This is a genomic window from Bradyrhizobium sp. BWA-3-5, from assembly GCF_032917985.1.
In the GTDB taxonomy this organism is placed as follows: domain Bacteria; phylum Pseudomonadota; class Alphaproteobacteria; order Rhizobiales; family Xanthobacteraceae; genus Bradyrhizobium.
The window spans coordinates 5908043-5932286 of sequence record NZ_CP136626.1 but is presented as its reverse complement, the minus strand read 5'-3'; the positions used below and the strand labels follow the sequence as shown (position 1 = coordinate 5932286).

General features: G+C 63.6%; 21 protein-coding genes. 10 read left to right on the top strand and 11 right to left on the bottom strand.

The genetic code is table 11. The features are described from left to right. Positions 1-102 precede the first annotated feature (102 nt). Positions 103-1617, bottom strand: coding sequence for an acetyl-CoA acetyltransferase (locus tag RX331_RS28615; RefSeq protein ID WP_317252944.1), 1515 nt, complete (start codon positions 1615-1617; stop codon positions 103-105). A gap of 143 nt (positions 1618-1760) precedes the next feature. After that, entirely contained in the window at positions 1761-2894 is a 1134-nt protein-coding gene (locus RX331_RS28610; protein WP_317252943.1) for a nitronate monooxygenase, read from the bottom strand. Between the two features lie 214 nt (positions 2895-3108). On the opposite strand from RX331_RS28610, the gene RX331_RS28605 reads away from it, so the two are divergent. Further along, entirely contained in the window at positions 3109-4767 is a 1659-nt protein-coding gene (locus tag RX331_RS28605) for an NAD(P)/FAD-dependent oxidoreductase (RefSeq protein WP_317252942.1), read from the top strand. Between the two features lie 134 nt (positions 4768-4901). On the opposite strand, the gene RX331_RS28600 is transcribed toward RX331_RS28605, so the two are convergent. Continuing rightward, the gene (locus tag RX331_RS28600; RefSeq protein WP_317252941.1) at positions 4902-6053 is read right to left on the bottom strand and encodes an aminotransferase class V-fold PLP-dependent enzyme; all 1152 of its coding nucleotides are present in this window, start codon (positions 6051-6053) and stop codon (positions 4902-4904) included. Between the two features lie 239 nt (positions 6054-6292). On the opposite strand from RX331_RS28600, the gene yghU reads away from it, so the two are divergent. Next, positions 6293-7186, top strand: coding sequence for a glutathione-dependent disulfide-bond oxidoreductase (gene yghU, locus RX331_RS28595; RefSeq protein WP_317252940.1), 894 nt, complete (start codon positions 6293-6295; stop codon positions 7184-7186). 20 nt (positions 7187-7206) lie between these two features. Here yghU and RX331_RS28590 read toward each other — a convergent pair whose 3' ends face one another. The 4 genes from RX331_RS28590 to RX331_RS28575 form a co-directional block, all read right to left on the bottom strand. Further along, positions 7207-7824, bottom strand: coding sequence for a flavin reductase family protein (locus RX331_RS28590; RefSeq protein WP_317252939.1), 618 nt, complete (start codon positions 7822-7824; stop codon positions 7207-7209). Between the two features lie 197 nt (positions 7825-8021). After that, positions 8022-9311, bottom strand: a complete 1290-nt coding sequence (locus tag RX331_RS28585; protein ID WP_317252938.1) for an acyl-CoA dehydrogenase family protein — start codon at positions 9309-9311, stop codon at positions 8022-8024. Positions 9312-9471: 160 nt separating this feature from the next. Then, positions 9472-10806 carry an amidohydrolase gene (locus tag RX331_RS28580; protein WP_317252937.1) on the bottom strand — a complete coding sequence of 445 codons (1335 nt, stop codon included), beginning with the start codon at positions 10804-10806 and terminating at the stop codon, positions 9472-9474. A gap of 80 nt (positions 10807-10886) precedes the next feature. Continuing rightward, positions 10887-11267, bottom strand: coding sequence for a VOC family protein (locus RX331_RS28575; RefSeq protein ID WP_317252936.1), 381 nt, complete (start codon positions 11265-11267; stop codon positions 10887-10889). A 308-nt stretch (positions 11268-11575) separates the two neighbouring features. Here RX331_RS28575 and htpX point away from each other — a divergent pair, with 308 nt between their 5' ends. Next, the gene (htpX, locus tag RX331_RS28570; RefSeq protein ID WP_317252935.1) at positions 11576-12517 is read left to right on the top strand and encodes a zinc metalloprotease HtpX; all 942 of its coding nucleotides are present in this window, start codon (positions 11576-11578) and stop codon (positions 12515-12517) included. Positions 12518-12692: 175 nt separating this feature from the next. On the opposite strand, the gene RX331_RS28565 is transcribed toward htpX, so the two are convergent. Beyond that, positions 12693-13472 (bottom strand): SDR family oxidoreductase, encoded by a 780-nt coding sequence (locus RX331_RS28565; RefSeq protein ID WP_317252934.1) that lies wholly within the window; start codon positions 13470-13472, stop codon positions 12693-12695. Between the two features lie 162 nt (positions 13473-13634). Here RX331_RS28565 and RX331_RS28560 point away from each other — a divergent pair, with 162 nt between their 5' ends. Genes RX331_RS28560 through RX331_RS28550 form a run of 3 tightly spaced genes read left to right on the top strand, consistent with a single transcriptional unit; the run spans position 13635 to position 15795 of the window. Continuing rightward, complete coding sequence (locus RX331_RS28560) at positions 13635-14426, top strand: enoyl-CoA hydratase/isomerase (RefSeq protein ID WP_317252933.1); 792 nt, start codon at positions 13635-13637, stop codon at positions 14424-14426. Next, positions 14423-15409 carry a phosphotransferase family protein gene (locus RX331_RS28555; protein ID WP_317252932.1) on the top strand — a complete coding sequence of 329 codons (987 nt, stop codon included), beginning with the start codon at positions 14423-14425 and terminating at the stop codon, positions 15407-15409. Before RX331_RS28560 ends, RX331_RS28555 begins: the two co-directional genes overlap by 4 nt. A gap of 2 nt (positions 15410-15411) precedes the next feature. Next, a complete protein-coding gene (locus tag RX331_RS28550) occupies positions 15412-15795 on the top strand; it encodes a DUF6285 domain-containing protein (RefSeq protein WP_317252931.1) in 384 nt (127 codons plus the stop codon). 142 nt (positions 15796-15937) lie between these two features. Here the strand turns inward: RX331_RS28550 and RX331_RS28545 are convergent, their stop codons facing one another. Then, positions 15938-16717, bottom strand: a complete 780-nt coding sequence (locus tag RX331_RS28545) for an enoyl-CoA hydratase-related protein (protein WP_317258267.1) — start codon at positions 16715-16717, stop codon at positions 15938-15940. 220 nt (positions 16718-16937) lie between these two features. Between RX331_RS28545 and RX331_RS28540 the strand changes: the two genes are divergently transcribed. Both RX331_RS28540 and RX331_RS28535 read left to right on the top strand, forming a co-directional pair. After that, on the top strand, positions 16938-18212 hold the full coding sequence (locus RX331_RS28540; RefSeq protein WP_317252930.1) for an acyl-CoA dehydrogenase family protein: 1275 nt from the start codon (positions 16938-16940) through the stop codon (positions 18210-18212). Between the two features lie 63 nt (positions 18213-18275). Next, positions 18276-18692, top strand: a complete 417-nt coding sequence (locus tag RX331_RS28535; protein WP_317252929.1) for a GFA family protein — start codon at positions 18276-18278, stop codon at positions 18690-18692. 103 nt (positions 18693-18795) lie between these two features. Here the strand turns inward: RX331_RS28535 and RX331_RS28530 are convergent, their stop codons facing one another. Together RX331_RS28530 and RX331_RS28525 are read right to left on the bottom strand one after the other, a co-directional pair. Beyond that, positions 18796-20376, bottom strand: a complete 1581-nt coding sequence (locus RX331_RS28530; RefSeq protein ID WP_317252928.1) for a fatty acid--CoA ligase — start codon at positions 20374-20376, stop codon at positions 18796-18798. Between the two features lie 209 nt (positions 20377-20585). Continuing rightward, positions 20586-21458, bottom strand: a complete 873-nt coding sequence (locus tag RX331_RS28525) for an SDR family oxidoreductase (protein ID WP_317252927.1) — start codon at positions 21456-21458, stop codon at positions 20586-20588. A gap of 101 nt (positions 21459-21559) precedes the next feature. Here RX331_RS28525 and RX331_RS28520 point away from each other — a divergent pair, with 101 nt between their 5' ends. Beyond that, complete coding sequence (locus RX331_RS28520) at positions 21560-22372, top strand: crotonase/enoyl-CoA hydratase family protein (RefSeq protein ID WP_317252926.1); 813 nt, start codon at positions 21560-21562, stop codon at positions 22370-22372. 136 nt (positions 22373-22508) lie between these two features. Further along, positions 22509-24053 (top strand): acyl-CoA synthetase, encoded by a 1545-nt coding sequence (locus RX331_RS28515; protein ID WP_317252925.1) that lies wholly within the window; start codon positions 22509-22511, stop codon positions 24051-24053. The last annotated feature ends 191 nt before the right edge of the window (positions 24054-24244 follow it).

Genomic DNA, 24244 nt, shown 5'->3' with positions numbered 1-24244 from the left:
GATTGAAACGCCGGTTCGTGCTTCGTCATTCATACACGACAGCCGGGGTAGGACGAAGTGCGGTTATGCCGCACGCGGGCCGGGGAACCAAGCGGCGGGAGGCTAACCCAACCGCCACTCCAGCACGCCGTCCTCGGCCGTGACGACATTGCCGACCGAGCCGACCGGTGTCCGGTCCAAATCCAACAAATGCTTGAGTGTCGCCGCATCATTGGCCGGGATGCGGGCCAACGCGCGGGCGTCGGCCTCGGTGCGCAGCATCACGACGCCGTGCTCGACCTCGCCCTTGCCCTTGTAGATCACCGTAAAGCTCTCGATTTTGCCCTTGCCGGACGCCTCGGTGACGAAATCGGGCACCTTGCGGCGATTGCGGTCAGCCTCGGCCTGCACGCTGGTGTCTTGCGCCAGCGCCTGTTTCGGCAAATCGCGCGAGAGCACTAGGCCATGATGCTTGGTGACGAACCCGCCCTGGCCGTAGAGCAGGCCGAGCTTGCCGCCTTCGCGAAGCTTGCGCACCATCGCCACGGCCGCATGCGTCATGTAGGTATTGAGCGGCGCGCCGAAGAAGGTGAGACCGCCGGTTACCGTCGGCTGCACGTCGGGGCCAAGGCCGAGCGTCCGCCGGGCCATCTTCGGCACGCAGGGAAAGCAGCTATAGAGCTCGATGGCGTCGAACTTGCGGCCATCACCCATGGCGAGATCCATCACTGCCTTCAGCACCGCGTTCTGCGGATGACTTTCATAAAACTGGTCGCGCACGAGATAGTCGCGCGGCTCTTCCGCCGAGGCGCCACCAAGGGGATAGACAAGGCGATCTTCGGCGACGCCGGCCGCGCGCGCCTTCGCGAGCGACGTCAGCAGCACCGCGCCGCCCATATTCACTGTCGGATTGGCGACCATCAGTTTGGTGTAGGGCCAGGCGATCAGGCGATTTTCCGGCGTCGGCGTCGTGATCTCCTCGGGCGCAAAACGCTTCTTCAGCCAGGAATTGGGATTCTCCGAAGCCACCTTCGAATAGGTCGACCACAGCGCGCCGGACTCGGCGAGCGCCTCACGCGGCGTCTGGCCCCAATGTGCTGATGTAGCGGATTCATAGAGCGGATAGACGGTGATCGGCCTGAAAACGCCGAGCTTCACCGCCATCGGCTTCTGGAACGCCGCGCCGCGCTTTGGCTCCTCGACATCGTGCGCGAATGGCGTCCAGGGCAGCGTGATGCCGCCGCGCTCGGCCTTGGTCGCAGTCGACTGCGCCTCTGCGCCGCAGACCACGGCGACGCTGCATTCGCCGCGCGCGATGCGCTTGGCCGCTTCATGGATGTAGCGGATCGGGCTCTCGCCGCCGACCGGCCCGTAATAGCAGTGGGCCGGGCTGACGCCGAGCTTTGCGGCAAGCTGCTTCTCCGGATCGCGGTAGCGCCAGCTCAGGAAATTGACGACGTCGAGCGAGTCTGTTTCGCCGAGCAATTTTGTCCCGCTATCGGCCTCCGCCCGCCGCACCGCCTGCTCGAGCAACGCCAGCGGCTCGAGGCCGTCGGCGATGTCTTTCGGACGGTCGACGATTTCGCCGACGCCGACGACGACGGGAATGTGGTCTTCGGGGAGGGAGGTGTTGGCCATTTTTTCTCGCTTTGCTTTCTGTCAGTCAATTCGTGCTCGTTGTTCCGTCATTGCGAGGAGCGAAGCGACGAAGCAATCCACACTTTCTGCTTGGCGAGATGGATTGCTTCGCTTCGCTCGCAATGACGTGGAGAGGCCGGAGTTCACTCCTCCATCAGCATATTCATATGCTCCACCGCATCGGCAAAATCTTCCTTGAATTCCTGCACCACGGCACCGGCGGATTTCACGCTGTCGATCAGGCCGACGCCCTGGCCGACGAAATACGTCACGAGATCGCGCGCCTGTTTATTGCCGGCGGCAGCCGCGCGATCGATCGAGTTGAAGGCGTCGCGGCTGATGATGCTCTGCAGCGGCATCGGCAGCGCGCCCGGGCTGTCGGGGCCGCGGTCCCATGCATCGGTCCACACCGAGCGCAACTGCCGCGCCGGCTTTCCGGTGCGGCCCTTGGAGCGCACCGCATCGCGCGAAGACGCCGCGATCATCTTCTCGCGGAAGGTTTCGGTGGTTTCCGATTCCACCGTCGCCAGCCACACCGATCCGGTCCAGGCGCCGGCCGCACCCATCGCCATGCAGGCCGCCATCTGCCGCCCGGTCATGATGCCGCCGGCGGCCAGCACCGGTAGGTCGCTGACAGGCTTGATCGCCTTGATCACCTCGGGCACCAGCACCATCGTCGAGACTTCGCCGCAATGGCCGCCGGCCTCGGTGCCCTGCGCTACCAGGATGTCGACGCCGGCCGCGACCTGCCGCAGTGCGTGCTCCTTCGATCCGACGAGCGCGGCCACCGGCACGCCGTGCTTGCGGCCCATGTCGATCATCTGCTTCGGCGGCACGCCGAGCGCGTTTGCAATCAGCTTGATCGGGTGGCGGAACGAGACTTCGAGGACGTCGAGCGCGCGCTGCGCGTCGAACGGCTGCGGCTGGTTGTCGGCGACATTGGTCGTGGTCAGCTCGACGCCGTACTTCTTCAGAAGGTTGCGGGTGAAATCGCGATGCTGCGGCGAGATCCGCGCTTCAAGACTCTTCCACGTGACGTCCTTCTCTCCCGCGGTCGAAATGTTCTCGGGGATCAGCACGTCGAGCCCGTAGGGCTTGCCGTCGGTGTGATCGTCGATCCATTTCAGTTCCTGCTCGATGGTTTCAGGCGAATGCGCGGTCGCGCCCAGTACGCCAAAGCCGCCGGCGCGGCTGACGGCGGCGACCACGTCGCGGCAATGGCTGAAGGCGAGCAGTGGAAATTCGATGCCCAGCATGTCGCAGATCGGCGATTTCATGGTGTGTCCTCCCGGCGGTAATTACGGCTCGGCTTCCGCGGAACGCTAGCCCATCGGAGGCTTGCATGCCAAGTTGCGTCTCTCCGTGAGAAGCGAACATTCCACCGCGCAAAATATGCAATGGCATGCCGCCGATTTTCGTCTTGCGCTTCCACGCTGCGGATAGAATGCTGGCAACCAATCAATGAACAAGCTTCAAAGGGAGCCCGCCGTAATGTCCGCCACGTCTTCCGTTACCGCCAAATCGCCCGCTACCTACGACGTGGTTGTAGTCGGCGCCGGCTTCGCCGGCATGTACATGCTGCACCGGTTGCGGGGGCAGGGGATGACGGCGCGGGTGTTTGAACAGGGCTCGGGCGTCGGCGGCACCTGGTACTGGAACCGCTATCCCGGCGCGCGCTGCGATGTCGAGAGCATGCAGTACTCTTATTCGTTCTCCGAGGAGCTGCAGCAGGAATGGGACTGGAGCGAGCGCTACGCGCCGCAGCCCGAGATATTGAAATACGCCAATCACGTCGCCGACCGCTTCGATTTGCGAAAGGATATCCAGTTCGACACCCCTGTCGAACGCGTTGTCTTTGACGAGACTACGAATCTCTGGTCGATCACGACATCAGACGGCAAGACGGTATCAGCAAAATTCGTCGTGCTCGCCACCGGCTGTCTATCGAACGCGCGGATGCCCGACATCAAGGGGCTCGATCAATTCAAGGGCAAGGTCTACCACACCGGGCACTGGCCGCATGAGGCGGTCGATTTCACCGGCCAGCGCGTCGCCGTTATCGGCACGGGGTCGTCAGGTATCCAGTCCGTGCCTGTCATTGCCGAACAGGCGAGCCATTTGACGGTGTTTCAGCGCACCGCGAATTTTTCGATTCCCGCGCGCAATGCGTCGCTGTCAGACGCGGAGCGGCAGCAATTTCGTGACAACTATCCCGAGATCAGGCGGTTTGCCCGCGAAGTCGCGCGGAACGGCATCTATACAGAGATGCCCGACCGCGGCGCGCTCGATGACGGCGACAACGAGCGTCGCGCAAAATACGAGGCGCGCTGGCAGCGCGGTGGGCTCACCTTCATGTCGGTCTATAACAATCTTGCGCTCGACAAGGCGGCGAACGACACCGCGGCCGATTTCGTCCGCGAAAAGATTGCCGAGATCGTCAAGGATCCGGAGACGGCCAGGCTGCTGCAGCCGAATAACCATCCGATCGGCTCCAAGCGCATTTGCATCGACACCGATTATTTCGCGACCTTCAACCGGGCGAATGTGACGCTGGTCGACATCAAATCGAATCCGATCGAGGAGATCACCGCCAATGCGGTGCGCGTCGCGGATAAGGATTACGAGGTCGATGCGCTGGTGCTGGCGACCGGCTTTGATGCGATGACGGGGTCGGTCGCCAAGATCGATATCAAGGGCAGGGGCGGCCAGACACTGAGCCAGAAATGGGCGGCGGGCCCGCGCACTTATCTTGGCCTGATGAGCGCGGGCTTTCCCAATCTCTTCGTCATCACCGGCCCCGGCAGCCCGTCGGTGCTGTCGAACATGATCGTCTCGATCGAGCAGCATGTCGACTGGATCACCGACTGTCTCGTCTATATGCGCGACCGCGGCCTGGCCACCATGGAAGCTTCCGTCGACGCCGAGGACAAATGGGTCGACCACGTCAACGAGGTCGCGGCCGCCACGCTCTATCCGCAGGCCAATTCCTGGTACATGGGTGCCAACGTTCCCGGCAAGCCGCGCATCTTCATGCCCTATATCGGCGGCGTCGGTCCCTACCGAAAAATCTGCAATGACGTCGCGGCCAAAGGCTATGAGGGATTTGTGATGGCGCGGGCGGAAGCGCCGCGCAAGGTGGCGGTGTCGTAGTAACCGTCATTGCGAGGAGCGTAGCGACGAAGCAATCCATCTTCATGCAGTGGAAAGATGGATTGCTTCGCTTTGCTCGCAATGACGGAAAACAATGATGGAAAATACGTGTGGCGCACCACAACGCTGGCTGACTAGCCGCGCAGCCGCCGCGCCAACACCTCGACGAACCTGTCCACATCAGCCTCGTCATTATAAACGTGTGGCGAAATGCGCATGCGCCCGAGGCGCGGCGCGACATAGACGCCTTCGTTCGCCAGCCCTTCGACGAGGCCTGCCGGCATTCCGCCCTCAAACGCGAGGCTCAAGATGTGCGGCGCCCGCAGGTGAGGTTCGGGAACATGGACGCCGGCGATGCCGCGCACGCCCGCTTCAATCCGCTCCGTCAGCATCGTGAGCCGCTGCACGACGGCCGCTGTGCCCCAGTCGGCCATCATCTCCATGCCGATGGACGCCATCTCCATCGAGATGAAATGATCGCGCTCGCCCATGTCGAAGCGCCGCGCATCGCCGATATAACTGATATCTGTGAAATAGACCGCGTTGTCGGCGCGCACATTGCGGCGGCCGGACTGGGTCTGCTCGAGCGGAATGCCGCCTTGATGGCGTTTTGCCACATAGAGAAAGGCGCGGCCATAAGGGCCGAGCAGCCATTTGTATGTCGGAAAGAGCACAAAATCGGGGTCGAGACGTTTGACGTCCATGGCTAGCACGCCCACGCCGTGCGTCGCGTCGATCAGGAAGGCCGCGCCGTGCTGCCGCAGCGCCGCGCCGACCTTGTCGATATCGATCAGCCCGCCGTCCGACCAGTGGACCGAGGAGATCGAGGCCAGGCTGACCGGCGGGCCTGATCGCGCGATGCTCTCGAGCACCGCCGATGTCCAGTCGCCATCGCCGGGTTGCCGCACGGTCTCGACGGTGAAGCCTTCCGCCTCGGCGCGCGTATGCCATTCAAGCACGGGCGAGGAGTGATCGTTCTCCAGCACGATCACGCGGCTGCCGCGGGCGATCGTCAATATCTTCGCGGCGGTCGCCACGCCGTAGCTGATCGACGAGATCAGCGCGATATCGGAGGCCTCGGCATTGATCAGCCGGGCGGCGGCAACGCGCGCGCGTTCATGCTGCTGGTTGGCGAAGGAGGCCTCGAGCGACCATGGCGCGCCCTTGCGGAGAACCGCGGCACGGCCGGCCTCCAGCGTGCGAATGGGCAGAGGACTGAAGCCGGCGGCATTGAGGTAGCAGATCTGGCGCGGAATTTCGAACAAGGCGCGCTGGGACGGGAGCATTTGCAGGGTCTCTCTTGTCGCGACACATCCATTATGGCCGATCGCGGCGGCGCCAGCCACAGCGTCATTGCTCCGAGGACATCATTTACCGGAAGTGCATTGCTCCCCTGATTTTTGCCGGCTTCTTGTTTGGTTGCGGCGCTGATACCAAATCGTAAGGGCCGGTATAAAAAGGCCAGCGAAACGACTGCGCATATCACGCAACCGCGAGAGAGCCGGACAAGCCTGGAGCCAACCGAATGACCGATGCCCCCGCCAACAATCCCTCTGGATACGAGCCGCCGAAAGTCTGGACCTGGAACAAGGCCAGCGGCGGCCGCTTCGCCAGCATCAACCGCCCGGTCGCGGGCGCTACCCATGAGGCGGAGCTGCCGGTCGGCCGCCACCCGTTCCAGCTCTATTCGCTGGCGACGCCGAACGGGGTGAAGGTCACCGTGATGTTCGAAGAGCTGCTCGCCGCCGGTTTTAGCGGCGCGGAATACGACGCCTGGCTGATCAAGATCGACGGCAACCAATTTGGCAGCGGCTTTGTCGCCGTCAATCCGAACTCGAAGATCCCGGCGCTGATGGACCGTAGCGGACCGGAGCCGATCCGCGTGTTCGAATCAGGCGCGATCCTGGTGCATCTCGCCGAGAAGTTCGGCGCGTTCCTGCCGAAGGACGGCGCGGCGCGGGCGGAGTGCCTGTCGTGGCTATTCTGGCAGATGGGCAGCGCGCCGTTCCTCGGAGGCGGCTTCGGCCATTTCTATGCCTACGCGCCGACCAAGATCGAATACGCCATCGACCGCTACGCGATGGAGGTGAAGCGCCAGCTCGATGTGCTCGACCGCCGTCTGGCCGACAACGAATATCTCGCCGGCAAGGAGTACACGATCGCCGACATGGCGACCTGGCCGTGGTACGGCGCACTGGCCAAGGGGCTGGTGTATGGCGCCGGCGAATTCCTCTCGGTGCAGGACTACAAGAACGTGCAGCGCTGGACCGATGCGATCGCCAAGCGCCCCGCGGTGAAGCGCGGCCGCATGGTCAACCGCATCTCCGGCGATCCTGCCAGCCAATTGCACGAGCGGCATGACGCCAGCGATTTCGAGACCAGGACGCAGGACAAGATCGCGGAGGCTGCGCAGGGGTGAGCGCGGGCAGGAGCACCGGCTTACGCCGTCTTCGCCCCTTCCGCCGGCGGAAACACCACGCGGTCATCGGTCCGGCAATAGCGGTCCGCGAACATGCGGCCGATCGGGTGATAGCGCTCCATGTGCACGCGCATCGCGGCGTGGTCCCACAATTCGTCGCGGATGTGGAAGTGGATGCCTTCGCCCATCACGAGGAGGCGGTCGCCATTGACGTCGATCTCCTTCCAGGTCTTGCACTCCATCGAGAACGGCGCGTCCGCAAGGCGCGGCACGCCGATTTTCGTCGAGGGCGCCAGCTTCAGCTTCAAATAATCCGGCTCGCCGATATCAGGCGGAAAGTCGCCGCTACTCTCGTGCATCGCGCGCGCCAAGGGCTCGTCGGTCATGTTGACGACGAATTCGCCGGTGCGGCGGATGTTGATTACGGTGTCCTTGATGCGGCCGTCGGGCCGCAAATTGGCGGCGAACATGCAGAGCGGCGGGTCTTCACAGAACACGTTGAAGAAGCTGAACGGCGCGGCGTTGACCACGCCGGTTTCGCCGATCGAGGTCACCCACGCGATCGGCCGCGGCAGCACGAAGGACGTGAGCACCTTGTAGCGCTCGCGAGGTTTGAGGTCGCTGGGGGCGTATTGCATGGGGCAAATTCCTGCGTCGGCGGGGTCCTTGCCTCGCCCCGCTTGCGGGGAGAGGCCGACGCGCTCGGCAGCGCTCTTGCGCGCCTGAGCGCGGCGGGTGAGGGGGCTCTCACCGATCTCGCTGCCTGCCGCATTTGCGGATGCAGCCCCTCACCCCCGACCCTCTCCCCATGAAGAACGGGGAGAGGGGGAGAAGTCTACGGCATGCTCAATTCGTGCCGGCCGACCACCATCCAGTGCACCTCATCGGGGCCGTCGGCGAAGCGTAGGTGGCGGACGTCCTGGTACATCTCCCCGAGCGGGCTCCAGTGCGAGATGCCGGTGGCGCCGTGCATCTGGATCGCCTGGTCGATGATCTTGCAGGTGCGCTCCGGCACCATGGCTTTCACCATGCTGACCCAGATCCGCGCTTCCTTGTTGCCGAGCACGTCCATCGCCTTGGCGGCTTTCAGCACCATCAGCCGCATCGCCTCGATCTCGCAGCGCGCCTGCGCGATTATCTGCAGATTGCCGCCGAGATGGGCGATCTTCTTGCCGAAGGCCTCGCGGGTGAGGCCGCGCTGCACCATCAGGTCGAGCGCCTTTTCCGCCTTGCCGATGGTGCGCATGCAGTGATGGATGCGGCCGGGGCCGAGGCGGACCTGCGAGATCTCGAAGCCGCGGCCTTCGCCGAGCAAGATGTTCTCCTTCGGCACGCGGCAATTGTTGAAGCGCAGGTGCATGTGCCCGCGCGGCGCGTGGTCGTGGCCGAACACGTGCATGGGGCCGAGGATTTCCACGCCGGGCGTGTCGATCGGAACAAGGATCTGCGACTGCTGCTTGCTCGGCGGCGCGTCGGGATTGGTCTTCACCATCACGATCATGATCTTGCAGCGTGGATCGCCGGCGCCGGAGATGTAGTACTTCTCGCCGTTGATCACCCATTCGTCGCCGACCAGCTTTGCGGTGGTCGAAATGTTCTTGGCGTCGGAGGAGGCAACGTTCGGCTCGGTCATCGCATAGGCCGAGCGGATTTCGCCAGCCAGCAGCGGCTTCAGCCACTTTTCCTTCTGTTCCTTGGTGCCGACGCGCTCCAGCACCTCCATGTTGCCGGTATCCGGCGCCGAGCAGTTCATGGTCTCGGACGCCATCGGATTCTTGGCGAGTTCAACCGCGATGTAGGCGTAGTCGAGGTTCTTCAGGCCTTCGCCGGTCTCGGCGTCGGGCAGGAAAAAGTTCCAGAGACCTTCCTCCTTGGCCTTGTCCTTGGCCTTTTGCAGCACCGCGAGCTGCTCCGGCGTAAAGCTCCAGCGGTCCTTCTTGGCTTCGCCCAGCCGCATGAACTCGACCGACATCGGGTCGACGGTTTCGCGGATGAATTTCTTGACGTGCTCATAGAGCGGCCGGACTTCGTCCGACATGCGCAAATCATTGAGCTCTTCGCCTGGATTGAGGTTGTAGGTCGTCGTTCGCGGGATGTAGGCGTGCTTCACGGATATTCCTCCCATTTGCGCGGATTGTTCGGGCGCACTCAGCGCGTTGGCCGGCACTGTAGACAGGAGAGGAGGGCTTGCACAAGCACGGGTGAGGCGGTGACAATTTTCCGCCCCATGGCAAGTGTGTGCGCAGGATGGGTAGAGCGCAAGCTAACCCACCCTATGATTTAATTCACTTGCCCTTGGCGTGCCGATCGAACGCGCTCAGCACCGCGAGCGTCATGGCGGTGACGCCGGTTTCGATGCTCGGCTTCGGCACTGGCGCGAACAGCGGCGAATGATTTGATGGTATTGGCGGGCCACCGTTGCGCACGGCGTCGATGCGTTCCTGGTCATAGACGCCGATGTTGAACATCATCGACGGCACGCCGGCGCCGGCGTATTCGGAGAAATCCTCGCTGGCGGTCCCCGGCGGCGAAACCCTGAACTTGTCGCCGAATGCCGCCTTCAGAACGTCGGCGGTGGCCGCGACCACATCCGGATCGTTCATGACGGACTTGGTGCCCTCGGCCATCCTGACATCGGGCGCGGGGGCGCCTGACATCGCGGCGGCGGCCTTTGCCGTTCGTTCGATCCCGGCATGCAGCTTGGCGCGAACCTCGGGCTTGAACGAGCGAATGGTGCCGGAGAGCTGCACGGAATCCGGAATGATGTTGCCAGCGGTGCCGCCATGAATGGCGCCGATGGTCACGACGCCGAATTCGTTCGGGTCTTTTTCGCGACTGATCACGCTTTGCACGTCGACAATAAACCGCGCTGCAATCGAAACGGGATCGATCGTCGTGTGCGGCGCCGAGCCGTGGCCGCCGCGGCCGTGGAATGTGATCTCGAGACCGTCGGCGGCGGAGGAGCCCACCCCGCTACGGTAGAAGATCGTGCCATGGGAGAATGGACCGGCGTGCAGCGCAAAGGCGGCGTCGGGTTTTGGGAAGCGCGTGAACAGCCCGCTCGCAATCATGGCACGGGCGCCGGCCACGATCTCTTCCGCCGGCTGGGCGATGAACATCAGCGTGCCGCGCCACTGGTCCTTCAGGCCCAGCAGCGTCTTCGCCGTTCCGACCCAGCTCGCCATGTGGATGTCGTGGCCGCAGCTATGGGCGACGAAGACCTCGCGCCCGGCCCAATTGGTCTTGTCGCGGCTCGCATAGTCGAGGCCGGTCTTTTCTTCCATCGGCAGCGCGTCGAGTTCGGTGCGCACCATGATGGTCGGCCCGTCGCCGTTCTTGTAGATGGCAACCAGCCCGGTCTTGCCGACATTCTCGGTGACTTCGAAGCCGAGCGCGCGCATTTCCGCAGCCAGCCTCGCGGCGGTCTTCACCTCTTGAAAGGCCAGCTCGGGATGGGCGTGGATTTCCTTGTAGAGCGCGTCGAGCTGGGGGTAACTGCTCTCGATCGATGCCGCGATCGTCTTCTTGAGCGTGGTGACATCGAACTCGGCGTGAGCGGATGGCGTGATCGTCGCGAGCAGTGCGGCAGCTGCTGTCAATGAACTGACAAATCGATTCATGGCCTGGTGCTCCCCGATTGAACTGTAACCATTCGCGCGCCATGGCCGGGACAACCCCGGCCATGACGGAAGGAGGGCAACTACGCCGGCATCCGGTGCATCGCGCAGATCTTGTTGCCGTCGAGATCGCGCAGGTAGGCCAGATAGAGTTTGCCGCCGGGGCCTTCGCGGACACCTGGCGGGTTCTCGCAGGTGGTGCCGCCATTGGCGATGCCGGTCGCGTGCCACGCGTCGGCCTGCTCGGGCGAGTCAGCCGCAAAGCCGATGGTGCCGCCGTTCGCGGGTGTCGCCGGCTGGCCGTTGATCGGCTTGGTCACCGAGAACACGCCGGTCTTGGTGAAGTAGAAAATGCGGTGGCCGTCGACCTTGGCCGGCCGCACCCCAAGTGTGCCGAGCAGGGCGTCATAGAACGCCTTGGCCTTGTCGAGGTCGTTGGTGCCGATCATCACGTGCGAAAACATTGCTTTAATTCCTCCCCAGTTTATCCGACGAACCACCGCGATTTGCGTTTTCGCATGGCGGAACACTCCCGCGCGGCGCCCGTTACCGGGAATGTAGACGGCGGCATCGGCGTTGTCCAAGCAGGCAGGAGCAACTGGCGCGGATCGGGGCCGACGCTGTCAGGTTACGTTTCGGTAATCCAGGCACGGTTTCAGCCGCCAATCGCGGCGCCTCGACGCACCCCGGCATCTTGAAGCACCGCCAGGGGAATTCATACCTTTGGGATGCCAGCCACGGCCATTCGGCCGAAGGCGGCAAGGAGACGACAATGAGCTATTTCAAGACTGCCATCCTGTTGGCCGGTCTTACCGGCCTCTTCATGGGCGTCGGCTATCTGATCGGTGGTGCCGGCGGCGCCATGATCGCGCTCGTGATCGCCGCCGCGACCAACATCTTCGCCTACTGGAATTCGGACCGCATGGTGCTGTCGATGTACGGCGCCCATGAGGTCGACCGTAACAGCGCGCCCGACCTCGTCCACCTCGTGGCCGAGCTGGCGGGGCGCGCCGGCCTGCCGATGCCGCGCGTGTTCGTGATGGAGGAGGCGCAGCCCAACGCGTTCGCCACCGGCCGCAACCCCCAGAATGCGGCGGTCGCGGTGACCACGGGCCTGATGCAGTCCCTCAGCCGCGAGGAACTCGCCGGCGTGATCGCGCACGAGCTCGCACATATCAAAAATCACGATACGCTGCTGATGACCGTCACCGCGACGATCGCCGGCGCGATCTCGATGCTGGCGCAGTTCGGCATGTTCTTTGGCGGCCATCGCGACAACAACAGCGGTCCCGGCGTCATCGGCTCGATCGCCATGATGATCCTGGCGCCGCTCGGCGCCATGCTGGTGCAGATGGCGATCAGCCGCACCCGCGAATACGCCGCCGACGACATGGGCGCGCGTATCTGCGGTCAGCCGATGTGGCTGGCGTCCGCGTTGAGCAAGATCGCGGGTGCCGCGCATGTCGTGCCGAACCCGGAAGCCGAGCGCAACCCGGCGACTGCGCACATGTTCATCATCAACCCGCTGTCGGGCCACGGCATGGACAATCTGTTCACCACCCACCCGTCGACGGAGAACCGCATCGCCGCCCTACAGCAGCTCGCGGCAGAAATGGGTGCGCATGGCGGAACGCTTTCGATGAATACAGGCGGCAACTATCCGCGCCACAGCCCGTGGGGACGTCCCTCGGCCTCGCGCGGACCGTGGGGATAGCCCACAACGCGTGCTGTCATCACCCGCCCTGTGCGTAATTGCGCACTGGAGCAGGTGACCCAGTATTCCAGAGACGTTTGTGATTGAACCGAAAAGCCGCGGCGTACTGGATCCTCCGCCTCCGCGGAGGATGACAGGCGAGTGTGCGGCGCCGGTCAGGGCATCTCGTCCAACCTCAAAACGCCGTATACCCGCCGTCGATCACAAAGCAATCCGCCGTGTGATACGACGACGCCTTGCTCATGATGTAGACTGCGATGCCGCCGAAATCTTCCGGCTCGCCAAAGCGGCGCACGGGAATGCGCGGCATCACATTGGCGACGAACTTGTCGTTGGCCATGATCCCCGCGGTCATGTCGCTCTTGATCCAGCCGGGCAGGATCGCATTTGCAGTGACGCCGTAGCGCGCGAGCTCGACGGCGAGCGCGCGGCACAGTGCGTTCAGCGCCGCCTTGGTGCCGGCATAGTGCTCGTTGCGCGCGGTGCCGAACAGTGAGGCAAGGCTGGAGGTCGCGACCAGCCGGCCGAATTTGTCGCCGGCCTCGGCGCGCTCGGTCATGTGGCGGGCGGCGGCTTGAAACACGTGGAAGACACCGTCGAGATTGGTTGCGAACATGCGCCGCCATTCCTCCTCGGTGCGATCGATGAAGGCACGCCGTCCGCCGCCGCCGATGCCGGCATTGGCAAAGCAGCCGTCGACGCGGCCGAACGTGTCGAGGGTTGCCTTCATCGCTGCTTTCACCGAGGCTGGATCGGAGACGTCGCACACTTGCGTATGCACCTTGCCGGGCCCGGCCGACATGGTGGCCGCCGCCTTGCTATTCTTCTCGGCATTGCGGCCCCAGATCGACACGTTGCAGCCTTGTGCGTTAAGTGCCTGCGCGATGCCAAGGCCGATGCCGCCATTGCCGCCGGTGATCACGGCCGTGCGGCCGGTAAGGTCAAAGATGCTCATGGGATGTTTCCATTTTGTTTGGAACAGATGTGCGCCCGGTGGCGGGCAGATGTTCTGGCGCAAGCATGGACAACGCGGTCAAGAAAATCAAATATGGGCGCGACATCGTCACGTCTCTTCCGCGCAGCGAAATAGCGCGTAAACACAAGTTAAGAGGAAGCAATGCAGTTCAAGCACGTCACGCTCGATTTCGATGGCCCGGTCGCCATTCTCAAGCTCGATCACCAGGAGGTCATGAACGCTGTCTCGATGGACATGCTGGGCGGTCTTGGCGAGGCACTCGATGCGATCGACGACAGGCGCGACGAGGTACGCTGCCTGGTATTGACGGGGGCAGGGCGCGCTTTCTGCACCGGCGCCAATCTGCAAGGCCGCAACAGCCAGAAGGCGGGAAAGAGCAATGCCGGGCAATCGCTCGAGATCGGCTTCCATCCGTTCCTGCGGCGGCTGCGCCGGCTGCATTGCCCGATCGTCACGGCGGTCAACGGCCCCGCCGCCGGCGCCGGAATGAGCTTTGCGCTGATGGGCGACATGATCCTGTGCGCGCGCTCGTCCTATTTTCTGCAGGCATTCCGCCGCATCGGCCTGGTGCCGGATTGCGGTTCGACCTGGCTGCTGCCGCGCCTGATTGGCAAGGCGCGTTCGGTCGAACTGTCCTTGATGGGCGAGCGGCTGCCGGCGGAAACGGCGCTGGAATGGGGGCTCGTCAATCGCGTCTACGATGATGGCGTGCTGATGGAGGAGGCGATGAAGCTCGCGCATGAGCTCGCCAACGGCCCGACGGTCGCGCTGTCACTGATCCGGAAACTCTATTGGGACAGTTCGGAAAATTCCTTCGAGGAGCAGCTCAACCTCGAATATGAATCGCAGCGCATCGCGGGCTCTACCGAAGATTTCAGGGAAGGCGTCGGCGCGTTCCTTGAAAAGCGTCCCGCCAAGTTCAGGGGCAAATGATCGAGGACCAACTCGGACGCTGCGTCGCCTCGTTTTATCCGGGGGCGACCGGCGTCGCCGGGGCCGCAAAACTTTCCGGCGGCGCCAGCCAGGAGACTTGGACGTTCGACATCGTGCACCCGAGCGGCAATGTCGGCGCGATCCTGCGCCGCGCGCCGCCGGGCTATGGCGCTTCGCCCGGGCGGGCCGCCGGGCTCGATGCCGAAGCCACTTTGATGCAGCTCGCGCATGACGCTGGCCTGCCGTCGCCGCGCGTGATGCATGTGCTGAGGCCCGAGGACGAGCTCGGCCGCGGCTTCATCATGCAGCGGATCGAGGGCGAGACCATCGCGCGAAAGATTCTGCGCGACGAGCAGTTCGCCGGGGCGCGGCCGATTTTGGCGCGGCAATTAGGGCGCGTCATCGCTGGCATCCACGGCTTGCCGAGGGCGAAATTGCCAAAACTGCGCGAGATGAGTGCGACGAAAGAGATCGCCGACCTGGAGCGGGAATATCGCAGCTTCGACTGGCCGCGACCGGTGTTCGAGCTGGCGCTGCGCTGGCTGCGCGGGCGCGATCCCGGCCCGTCGAAGGAGGTGACGCTGGTACATGGCGATTTCCGCCACGGCAACCTCATCATCGGCCCTGACGGCGTGCGCGCGGTGCTGGACTGGGAGCTCGCGCATGTCGGCGATCCGATGGAAGATCTCGGCTGGATCTGCGTCAACTCCTGGCGCTTCGGCGAGATCGACAAGCCGGTCGGCGGCTTTGGCACGCGAGAAGAGTTGTTCGCCGGGTATGAGGAAGCCGGGCACAAGATCGATGCTGACAGAGTGATGTTCTGGGAAGTGATGGGTACGCTCCGCTGGGGCATCATGTGCTGCGGTATGATGCAGCGTTTTCGCCAAGGCCCTGACCATTCGATGGAGCGTGCCATGATCGGGCGGCGCTCGTCCGAGACGGAAATTGATTTATTGAGGTTGCTTGCTCCGAGAGGAGGATGATTGTGCAGGACGAACCCACGCCCACCGAGCTGATCAAGGCTGTCGCGGATTTCTTGCGCAACGAGATTGCGCCTGACATCAAGGGCCACAACGCCTTCAAGCTTCGCGTCGGCATCAACGCGCTCGACCTTGTGACGCGGCAACTGGCGCTGGCGGAGGGGAGCGATGCGGCGGAAGCGGCGCGGCTGAAGCAGTTGCTCGGCATCGACGGCGCGTTGATCGATCTCAACCGCGCGCTGTCGGAGAAGATTGCAAAGGGCGAAGTCGATCTGGCGACGCCGGGGCTTGCCGAGCACCTCTGGCAGACCACGATGGACAAGCTCGCCGTCGATCAGCCGAATTATGCGTCGTACAAGCGCGAGCTGCGGGATAAGCGGCATAGCTGAGCGGAATCTCTGTGACGTTCCCCGGACGCAGCGCAGCGCGAAGCGGTGCGCTGCAGAGCCGTGGTCCATTGGGGCGACATGGGTCCCGGTTCTGCGGAGCGGCGCTACGCACCGCACCGCGTCCGGGACACGAGAATCAACCTCACCGCCCCAGCCATTTCGGCGGGCGCTTTTCGGCGAACGCTTTCGGCCCCTCGATATAATCCTGCGACGCCGCCATCGCTTTGACCGCCGGATATTCCCGCTGCTCGGCGATCGCCTGTTCCAGCGACACTTCCAGTCCGCGCTGGATCGCCTGCTTGGAGGCGCGGATCGACATCGGCGAGTTCTTGGCAATCGTCTCGGCCCAGCGCTCCGCCGCGGCGAGCGCCTCACCGGCAGGAACCACCTCATTCACAAAACCGAGTTCGAGCCCTTCCTTGGCGGACACGTGGCGCGCGGTGAGGATCATGCCCATGGCGCGCTTCAGCCCGATCTGCCGCGGCAGGCGATGCACGCCGCCGGCCAGCGCGGCGAGGCCGACGCGCGGCTCGGGCAGGGCGAAGGTGGCGTTTTCCGACGCGATGATGAGGTCGCAGGCCAGCGCGATCTCGAAACCGCCGCCCATCGCGACACCGTTGACGGCCGCGATGATCGGCTTATCGCAGTCGAAGCGCGAGGTGAGGCCGGCAAAGCCGCCCTTGTCCCAGCCGCGTTTTCCCCCCGCCGCCTGCCATTTCAGATCGTTGCCGGCGCAGAACGCCTTGTCGCCCTTGCCGGTGACGATCGCGACCCACTGCTCCGGATCGGCGGAGAAGTCGTCGAACACCTTGTTGAGTTCGAAATGCGCGTCGATATGCAACGCATTGTATACTTCGGGCCGCGACAGCGTGACGATCGTGATCGGTCCCTTGCGCGTCACCTCTGAGAATTTCAGGTCCATATTGGCTCCCATGTTGATTTTCTGCCGAGAAGAATATTGGCCGGGATCATAGCGCGAGGTGAGCGCCTGAAACCATCCAATTGCGCAAGGCGCCTGCGCATGCCAACGCCTTTCCATTGCTTGACTTGGACACAGTCTTCTCAGCTAAATCAAGGAGAGCAGGAGCGCTCCGTAGCGCCTAAACGCAAAAGCAATAAACGATATTTCCGGGAGAGCCACCTTGGATTTCAACCTGCCTGCCGACCTCGTCAGCTATCTCGATGAACTCGACCGCTTCATCGCGCGCGAGATCAAGCCGCTGGAGGAGGCCGATGATAACATCCGCTTCTTCGACCACCGCCGCGAATGGGCACGCACCGATTTCGAGAAGGGCGGCTTGCCGCGGCATGAGTGGGAAGCGCTGCTGCGCAAGGCCAAGAACCTCGCCGACGCCGCCGGCCATCTGCGCTTCGCGATTCCGAAGCGCTACGGCGGCAAGGACGGTTCCAACCTCTGGATGGCTGTGATCCGCGAACATTTCGCCGCGAAGGGGCTCGGCCTGCACAACGATCTGCAGAACGAGCACTCGATCGTCGGCAACCTGCCGATCGTCACCATGCTCGATCGTTACGGCACCGACGCGCAGAAGGCGATGATCGACGGTTCGATCACCGGAAAATACCGCATCACCTTCGGTTTGACCGAGCCCCACCATGGTTCCGACGCCACCCATATGGAAACCAGGGCGGTGCAGGCGACCCGCGGCAACGTCAAGGGCTGGATCATCAATGGCGAGAAGATGTGGACGACCGGCATGCATGTCGCCACCCATTGCGCGCTGTTTGCTCGCACCTCGGGCAATGACGGCGACGCGCGCGGCATCACCTGCTTCCTGGTGCCGGCAAAAAGCGAGGGCGTGAAGGTCGAGGAATATATGTGGACCTTCAACATGCCGACCGATCATCCGCGCGTCAGTTTCACGGACGTGTTCGTGCCTGAAGATGCGTTGTTCGGCGAAGTCGGCCGCGGCCTGTCGCTGGCGCAGTGCTTTGTGCATGAAAACCGCATCAGGCAGGCGGCGAGTTCGCTCGGCGCCGCCGTCTATTGCATCAACGAAAGCGTCAAATATGCCCGCGAGCGAAAGCCGTTCGGCAAGGCGCTGGCCGAGAACCAGGCGATCCAGTGGCCCTTGGTTGAGCTGGCAACGCAGGCGGAGATGCTGCGGCTACTGATCCGCAAGACCGCATGGGAAATGGACCAGCTCACCCAGGCACAGGTCGAGCACACGCTGTCCGACCGGGTCTCGATGTGCAACTATTGGGCAAACCGCCTGTGCTGCGAGGCCGCCGACCGTGCCATGCAGGTGCATGGCGGCATGGGCTATTCGCGCCACAAGCCGTTCGAGCACATCTACCGCCACCACCGCCGCTACCGCATCACCGAAGGCAGCGAGGAAATCCAGAAGCGCAAGGTGGCGGGATTCCTGTTCGGGTACATGGGGGCGGGGAAATATTAGGAGCGCATGATGGAAGGTGGATGCACGTGCCAAAATATTCGATATCGCCTGAGTGGTGCGCCGATGATCGTGCATGCCTGCCACTGCAGCTGGTGTCAGCGCGAGACCGGCACCGTGCACGCGCTCAATGCGCTCTATGAAGCCGACAGGGTCGAGCACCTCAAGGCCGAGCCCGAGATCATCGATACACCGTCGGCCAGCGGCAGGGGCCAGAAGATCGCGCGTTGTCCGGTCTGCAAGGTCGCCGTCTGGAGCAATTATCCGGGCTCGGGCCATGCGGTGCGCTTCGTCCGCGTCGGCACCATGGACGATCCGGGCCAGTGCCCGCCGGACGTTCACATCTTCACCTCAACCAAGCAGCCCTGGGTGACGCTGCCGCCGGGCGCAAGAGCGTTCGCCGAATTCTACAATCCGGCAGAGGTGTGGTCGGATGAGATGAAGGCGCGCCACCGCGCTGCGCGGGAGAAGATGAAGAAGTAGGTGTAGCTATCACCGCCGTCATTGCGAGGAAAGCGGCGAAGCAATCCACGCATCCGCGCGCACGGAGAGATGGATTGCTTCGCTTCGCTCGCAATGACGGTGCTCAATTCACCTGCCGGTCCTTGCCTGCCCAATACGGCTCGCGCAGATTCCGCCGCAGGATCTTGCCCGACGGGTTGCGCGGCAGCGCTTCCATGAAATCCACCGACTTCGGTGTCTTGAAGCCGGCAATGCGTTCGCGGGTGAAGTTGATGATGTCGGCGGCGGTCGCCTGCTTGCCCGGTTTCATCACCACGATGGCCTTGACCGCTTCGCCCCATTTATCGTCGGGAATGCCGATCACGGCGGCCTCGGCCACATCGGGGTGATCGCACAGCGCGCTCTCGACCTCGGCGGGATAGATGTTCTCGCCGCCGGAGATGATCATGTCCTTGATGCGGTCGTGGATATAGAGATAGCCGTCCTCGTCCATGTAGCCGGCATCGCCAGTGCGCAGCCAGCCGTCGCTACCGAGCGTCCTCGCAGTCGCCTCCGGCAAGTTCCAGTAGCCCACCATGTTGGAGCCGGAGCGGGTTGCGATCTCGCCGACCTGGCGCGGCGGCAGGCGGTTGCCGTCGGGATCGAGGATGGCGATCTCGATGCCGGGCAGCGCCTTGCCGGCCGAGCGCATCCGCTCCAAGCCCTCGACATGATCCTCTGGCGGCAGGGCGACGATGGTGCCGGTCGTCTCGGTCATGCCGTAGAGCTGCACGAAGCCGCATTTGAAGACGTCGATGCACTCCTTCAGGAGCGCCGCCGGGATCGGCGAGGCGCCATACAGCATGTATTTCAGGCGGGAGAAATCGACCTGCCGCGCCCGCGGCTGCCGCACCACGAACTGCATCGCGGCCGGCACCATGAAGAGCTTTGTGATGCCGGACTGCTCGAAGAAATCCAGCACCTTGGTCGGATCGAACTCGCGCGCGATCACGCCCTTGGCGCCGTGATAGAGGCCCATCACACCCCACCCGGAGCCGCCGATATGGAAGATCGGCATCGCGACCAGCGAGACGTCGTCGGTCGACCATTTGTTCCATTCGGGCTTCTCGGCCTCGCTGCCGGCGTTCAGCAGGTTGAGGAAGTTGGCATGCGACAGCATCGCGCCCTTGGGCTTGCCCGTGGTGCCCGAGGTATAGAGCTGGATCGCGATGTCATTCGGGCTGATCGGCACCTTCGTATCATCAGCGCTGGCGGCATCGCGCCAGGCTGCAAAATCCTGCCATTCCGGCGCGCCGCCTTCGGTGGTGATGACGGTGCGGACATCAGGCAATTGCGGCTTGATGTTGCGGACCTGCGTGATGAACTCAGGCCCCACGAACAGCACCGGCGCCTTGCAGTCGCCGACGATGAAGGCGATCTCCGGACCGGCGAGGCGCCAGTTGACCGGCGCCATCACGATCCTGGCCTTCATCGCGCCCATCAGCAGTTCGAAATAGAAATCGCTGTTCTTGCCGAGATAGGCGATCCGCTCGCCCGGCTTGACACCGAGCGCTACAAGCGCATTCGCAACGCGGTTGGTCTTGAGGTCGAACTCGGTGAACGTGGTCTGGCGGCCCTCGAATTCATAGGCGATCGCATCGCCGCGCGTTCTGGCGCGCTCGCGCACCATGTCGGCAAGGTTTGTCAGTTGCTGGGCAGCGGACATGTCTCTCCCGTATCGTCTTGTTATCGTTGCGCGGAGTTTGGCGATATCGCGCGCGGAAAACAATACGGGAGGTACTGGCGTTCCCCGGACGCAGCGCAGCGCATCAGCGGTGCGCTGCAGAGCCGGGGTCCACCGCGCTTGTGGCGTGCAATGGGTCCCGGCTCAGCGGCGCAGCCTTGCACGCTGCACCGCGTCCGGGACACAGAGATCTACCCCCGCGAGGCGCGGTCCTTTTCGTTCTGCGCCTTGATCGACTCGCGAGCCTTGTTCCAGTCGTCGTCGCTCCAGTCGCGCAACTGGTAGAAGTTGCCGCCCATCGCCAGCGCCTGGCCGCCGTCCATGGCGATGGTCTCGCCGTTGATCCAGTCGCAGCCGCCGGAGATCAGGAACACCGCGAGGTTCTGCAATTCCTCCATGGTGCCGACCCGACCCATCGGGTTCTGCGCCCTTGTGCGCGCGCCGGCTTCATCACCGGGCTTGATGCGCTTGCTCATGCCTTCGGTCGGGATTTCGCCGGGCGCAATGGTATTGAGGCGGATGCCGTGCTTGCCCCATTCGACCGCCAGCGACATCGTCATGGCATGGATCGCCGATTTGCTCATCGCCGACGGTACCACGTAAGGCGAGCCGTTGCGCACCCAGGTCGTTGTGATCGACACCACGTTGCCGCGCTGCCTGTCGGCGATCCAGCGCCGCCCGACCGCATGCGTCACGTAGAAGGTGCCGTGCATCACGATGTTGGCGACCGCATCGAAGCCGCGCGGCGACAGGTCTTCCGAGCGTGAGATGAAATTGCCGGCGGCGTTGTTGATGAGATCGGTGAGGGGACCCGAGGCCCAGATCTGCTCGATCATCTCGTCGACCGCCAGCGCATTGCGGATGTCGACGCCGTGGCTGACGACGCGGCCGCCATACTCGTCCATCAATTCGGTCGCGGTCTCGTCGCATACAATTTTGCGGCGGCCGCAGATGTGGACTTCGGCTCCCAGTTGCAAAAATCGCGCCGCCATCGACTTGCCGAGGCCGGTGCCGCCGCCGGTCACGAGGATCCGCCGCCCGGCGAGAAGCTGATCGTTGAACATCGTTTCCACCCCGCGGATTGTCTGTTAATTGACCGATTGACTAAAACCGGACAACGTCCCTTGTGTAAAGCGCCAAGAACGAAGTGTGGAGGATTTTAATCATGGAGCAACGCGTCTCGATCTCGATCTCGGACGGCATTGCCGATGTCCGGCTGGTGCGGGCCGACAAGATGAATGCGCTCGATGCCGCCATGTTCGAGGCGCTAGTGGCGGCGACCGAGCGGCTGGCCCATGAGAAAGGCGTTAGGGCGGTAGTATTGTCCGGGGAGGGGCGGGCGTTCTGCGCCGGCCTCGACATGGGACGCTTCCAGGCCATGAAGGAGAATGGCGGCAACGGGATCGCCGGCGGCGAGAAGCGGGACCTGACGGCGCGCACCCATGGCATTGCGAATTTTCCGCAGCAGGCGGTGTGGGGTTGGCGCCAGCTTCCGGTGCCTGTCATTGCCGCGATCCAGGGCGTCGCGTTCGGCGGCGGCTTCCAGCTCGCGCTCGGCGCCGACATGCGCTTCCTCACGCCGGATGCGCGGATGTCGATCATGGAAATCAAATGGGGCTTGGTGCCGGACATGGCGGGCACGCCGATTCTGGCGAGCCTCGTGCGCGACGATATCCTGCGGGAATTGACCTACACCGGGCGCATCTTCTCAGCGCAGGAGGCCATGAGCTACGGCCTCGCGACGCGGATCTGCGACGATCCGCGCGCGGCGGCGTTCGAAGTGGCGCGTGAAATCGCCGGCAAGAGCCCGGATGCAATCCGCGCCGCCAAGCGGATGCTGGGCAGGCTGTCGGTCGATCCGGCGCCGGCGCTGCTCGCCGAATCCGTCGAGCAGCAGAAGCTGATCGGCAGCCCCAACCAGACCGAGGCGGTGCGCGCCAACATGGAGAAGCGCGCGCCGCGGTTTGCGGAGGCGTAAACTCCAACCTCATCCCGAGGAGCCGCGCAAGCGGCGTCTCGAGGGATGGCCACGGGCCACATGGTTCGAGACGTGCAAAGACGCGCTCCTCACCATGAGGATCACTTGAACCCGACCTCAGATCGGAAAGAGACAAATGTCCTCCTCCCAACTCTTCCTCGGCATCATCAGCGGCGAGCGCCGGCGCAGCCACGAGGAAATCGCCGATCGCGCCGACCGTATTGCCAGCGGACTGCAAAAGCTCGGCGTCAAGCAGGGCGACAGCGTCGCGATGCTGATGCGCAACGACATCGCCTTCATCGAGGCGGCCTACGCGGCGATGCGGCTCGGCGCCTATGGCGTGCCCGTCAACTGGCACTTCAAGCCGGAAGAGATCAATTATGTGCTGAAGGACTCCGGCACTTCGGTGCTGATCGCGCATGCCGACATGCTGCATCAGCTCCGCGACGCGATCCCGCAAGGCGTGACCGCGCTCAGCGTGCCGACGCCGCCGGAAATCTTGGCGAATTACAAGATCGATCCGGATCATCTCGGAACTCCGGACTTCGCGATCGACTTCGAATCCTGGCTGGAGCAGCACGAGCGCTATGATGGACCGGCGGTGCCGCAGCCGCAGAACATGATCTACACGTCAGGCACCACGGGCCATCCCAAGGGCGTGCGCCGCTTTGCGCCGACGCCGGAACAGACCGCCAATGCCGAACGCATGCGCGCGATGATCTACGGCCTCAAGCTCGGCGCCCGCGCGCTTTTGCCCGGGCCGCTCTATCATTCTGCGCCGAATTCGTTCGGCTTGCGCGCCGGCCGTCTCGGCGGCGCGCTGGTGATCATGCCGCGCTTCGATGCCGAAGAATTCTTGCGGGTGATCGAGACCGAGAAGGTCGACACCATCTTCATGGTGCCGACCATGTTCATCCGCCTGATGAAGCTGCCGGAGGCGGTGCGCAAGAAGTACGACATGTCGTCGCTGCGCCACATCATCCACGCCGCGGCGCCATGTCCGGCCGACGTCAAACGAGCCATGATCGACTGGTGGGGACCGATCATCTACGAATTCTACGGTTCCACCGAATCCGGCGCCGTCACCTTTGCCACCTCCGAGGACGCGCTGAAAAAGCCCGGCACGGTCGGCAAGATTTCGCCGGGCGCCGAGCTGCGCTTCATCGGCGAGGACGGCAGGGATCTGCCGCAGGGCGAGATCGGCGAAATCTATTCCCGCATCGCAGGCAATCCGGATTTCACCTACCACAACAAGCCGGAAAAGCGCGCCGAGATCGATCGGGAAGGGTTCATCACCTCGGGCGATGTCGGCTACATCGACGCCGACGGCTACGTCTTCATCTGCGACCGCAAGCGCGACATGGTGATCTCCGGCGGCGTCAACATTTATCCGGCCGAAATCGAGGCGGCGCTGCATGCGATACCGGGCGTGCACGATTGCGCGGTGTTCGGCATTCCCGATGCCGAGTTCGGCGAGGCGTTGATGGCCGTGGTGGAGCCGCAGCCGGCGGTGACGCTCGACATCGTCTTCCTCCGCGCGCAGCTCAAGGTCTCGCTGGCGGACTACAAGGTGCCAAAGCACATCGAAATCCAGTCCAACCTGCCGCGCGAAGATTCCGGCAAGATCTTCAAACGCCGCCTTCGCGATCCCTATTGGGAGCGGGCGGGGCGAAAGATCTAACGTCACGATCGCAGTTAGGGAAGCGGAGGCGACCGTTAACCACGGCCAGCCTCAAGAACACTGCCATGTCGCTCCCCTGTCGCATCGCGCTGCTATCGGCAAAAGCCAAGGGTGCGGCATTGATTCTCGTGGGGCTATGGGCCGCGTGAATCAGTCATCGCCCTGTCACAGAAATCTGTCAGGGGACGGGT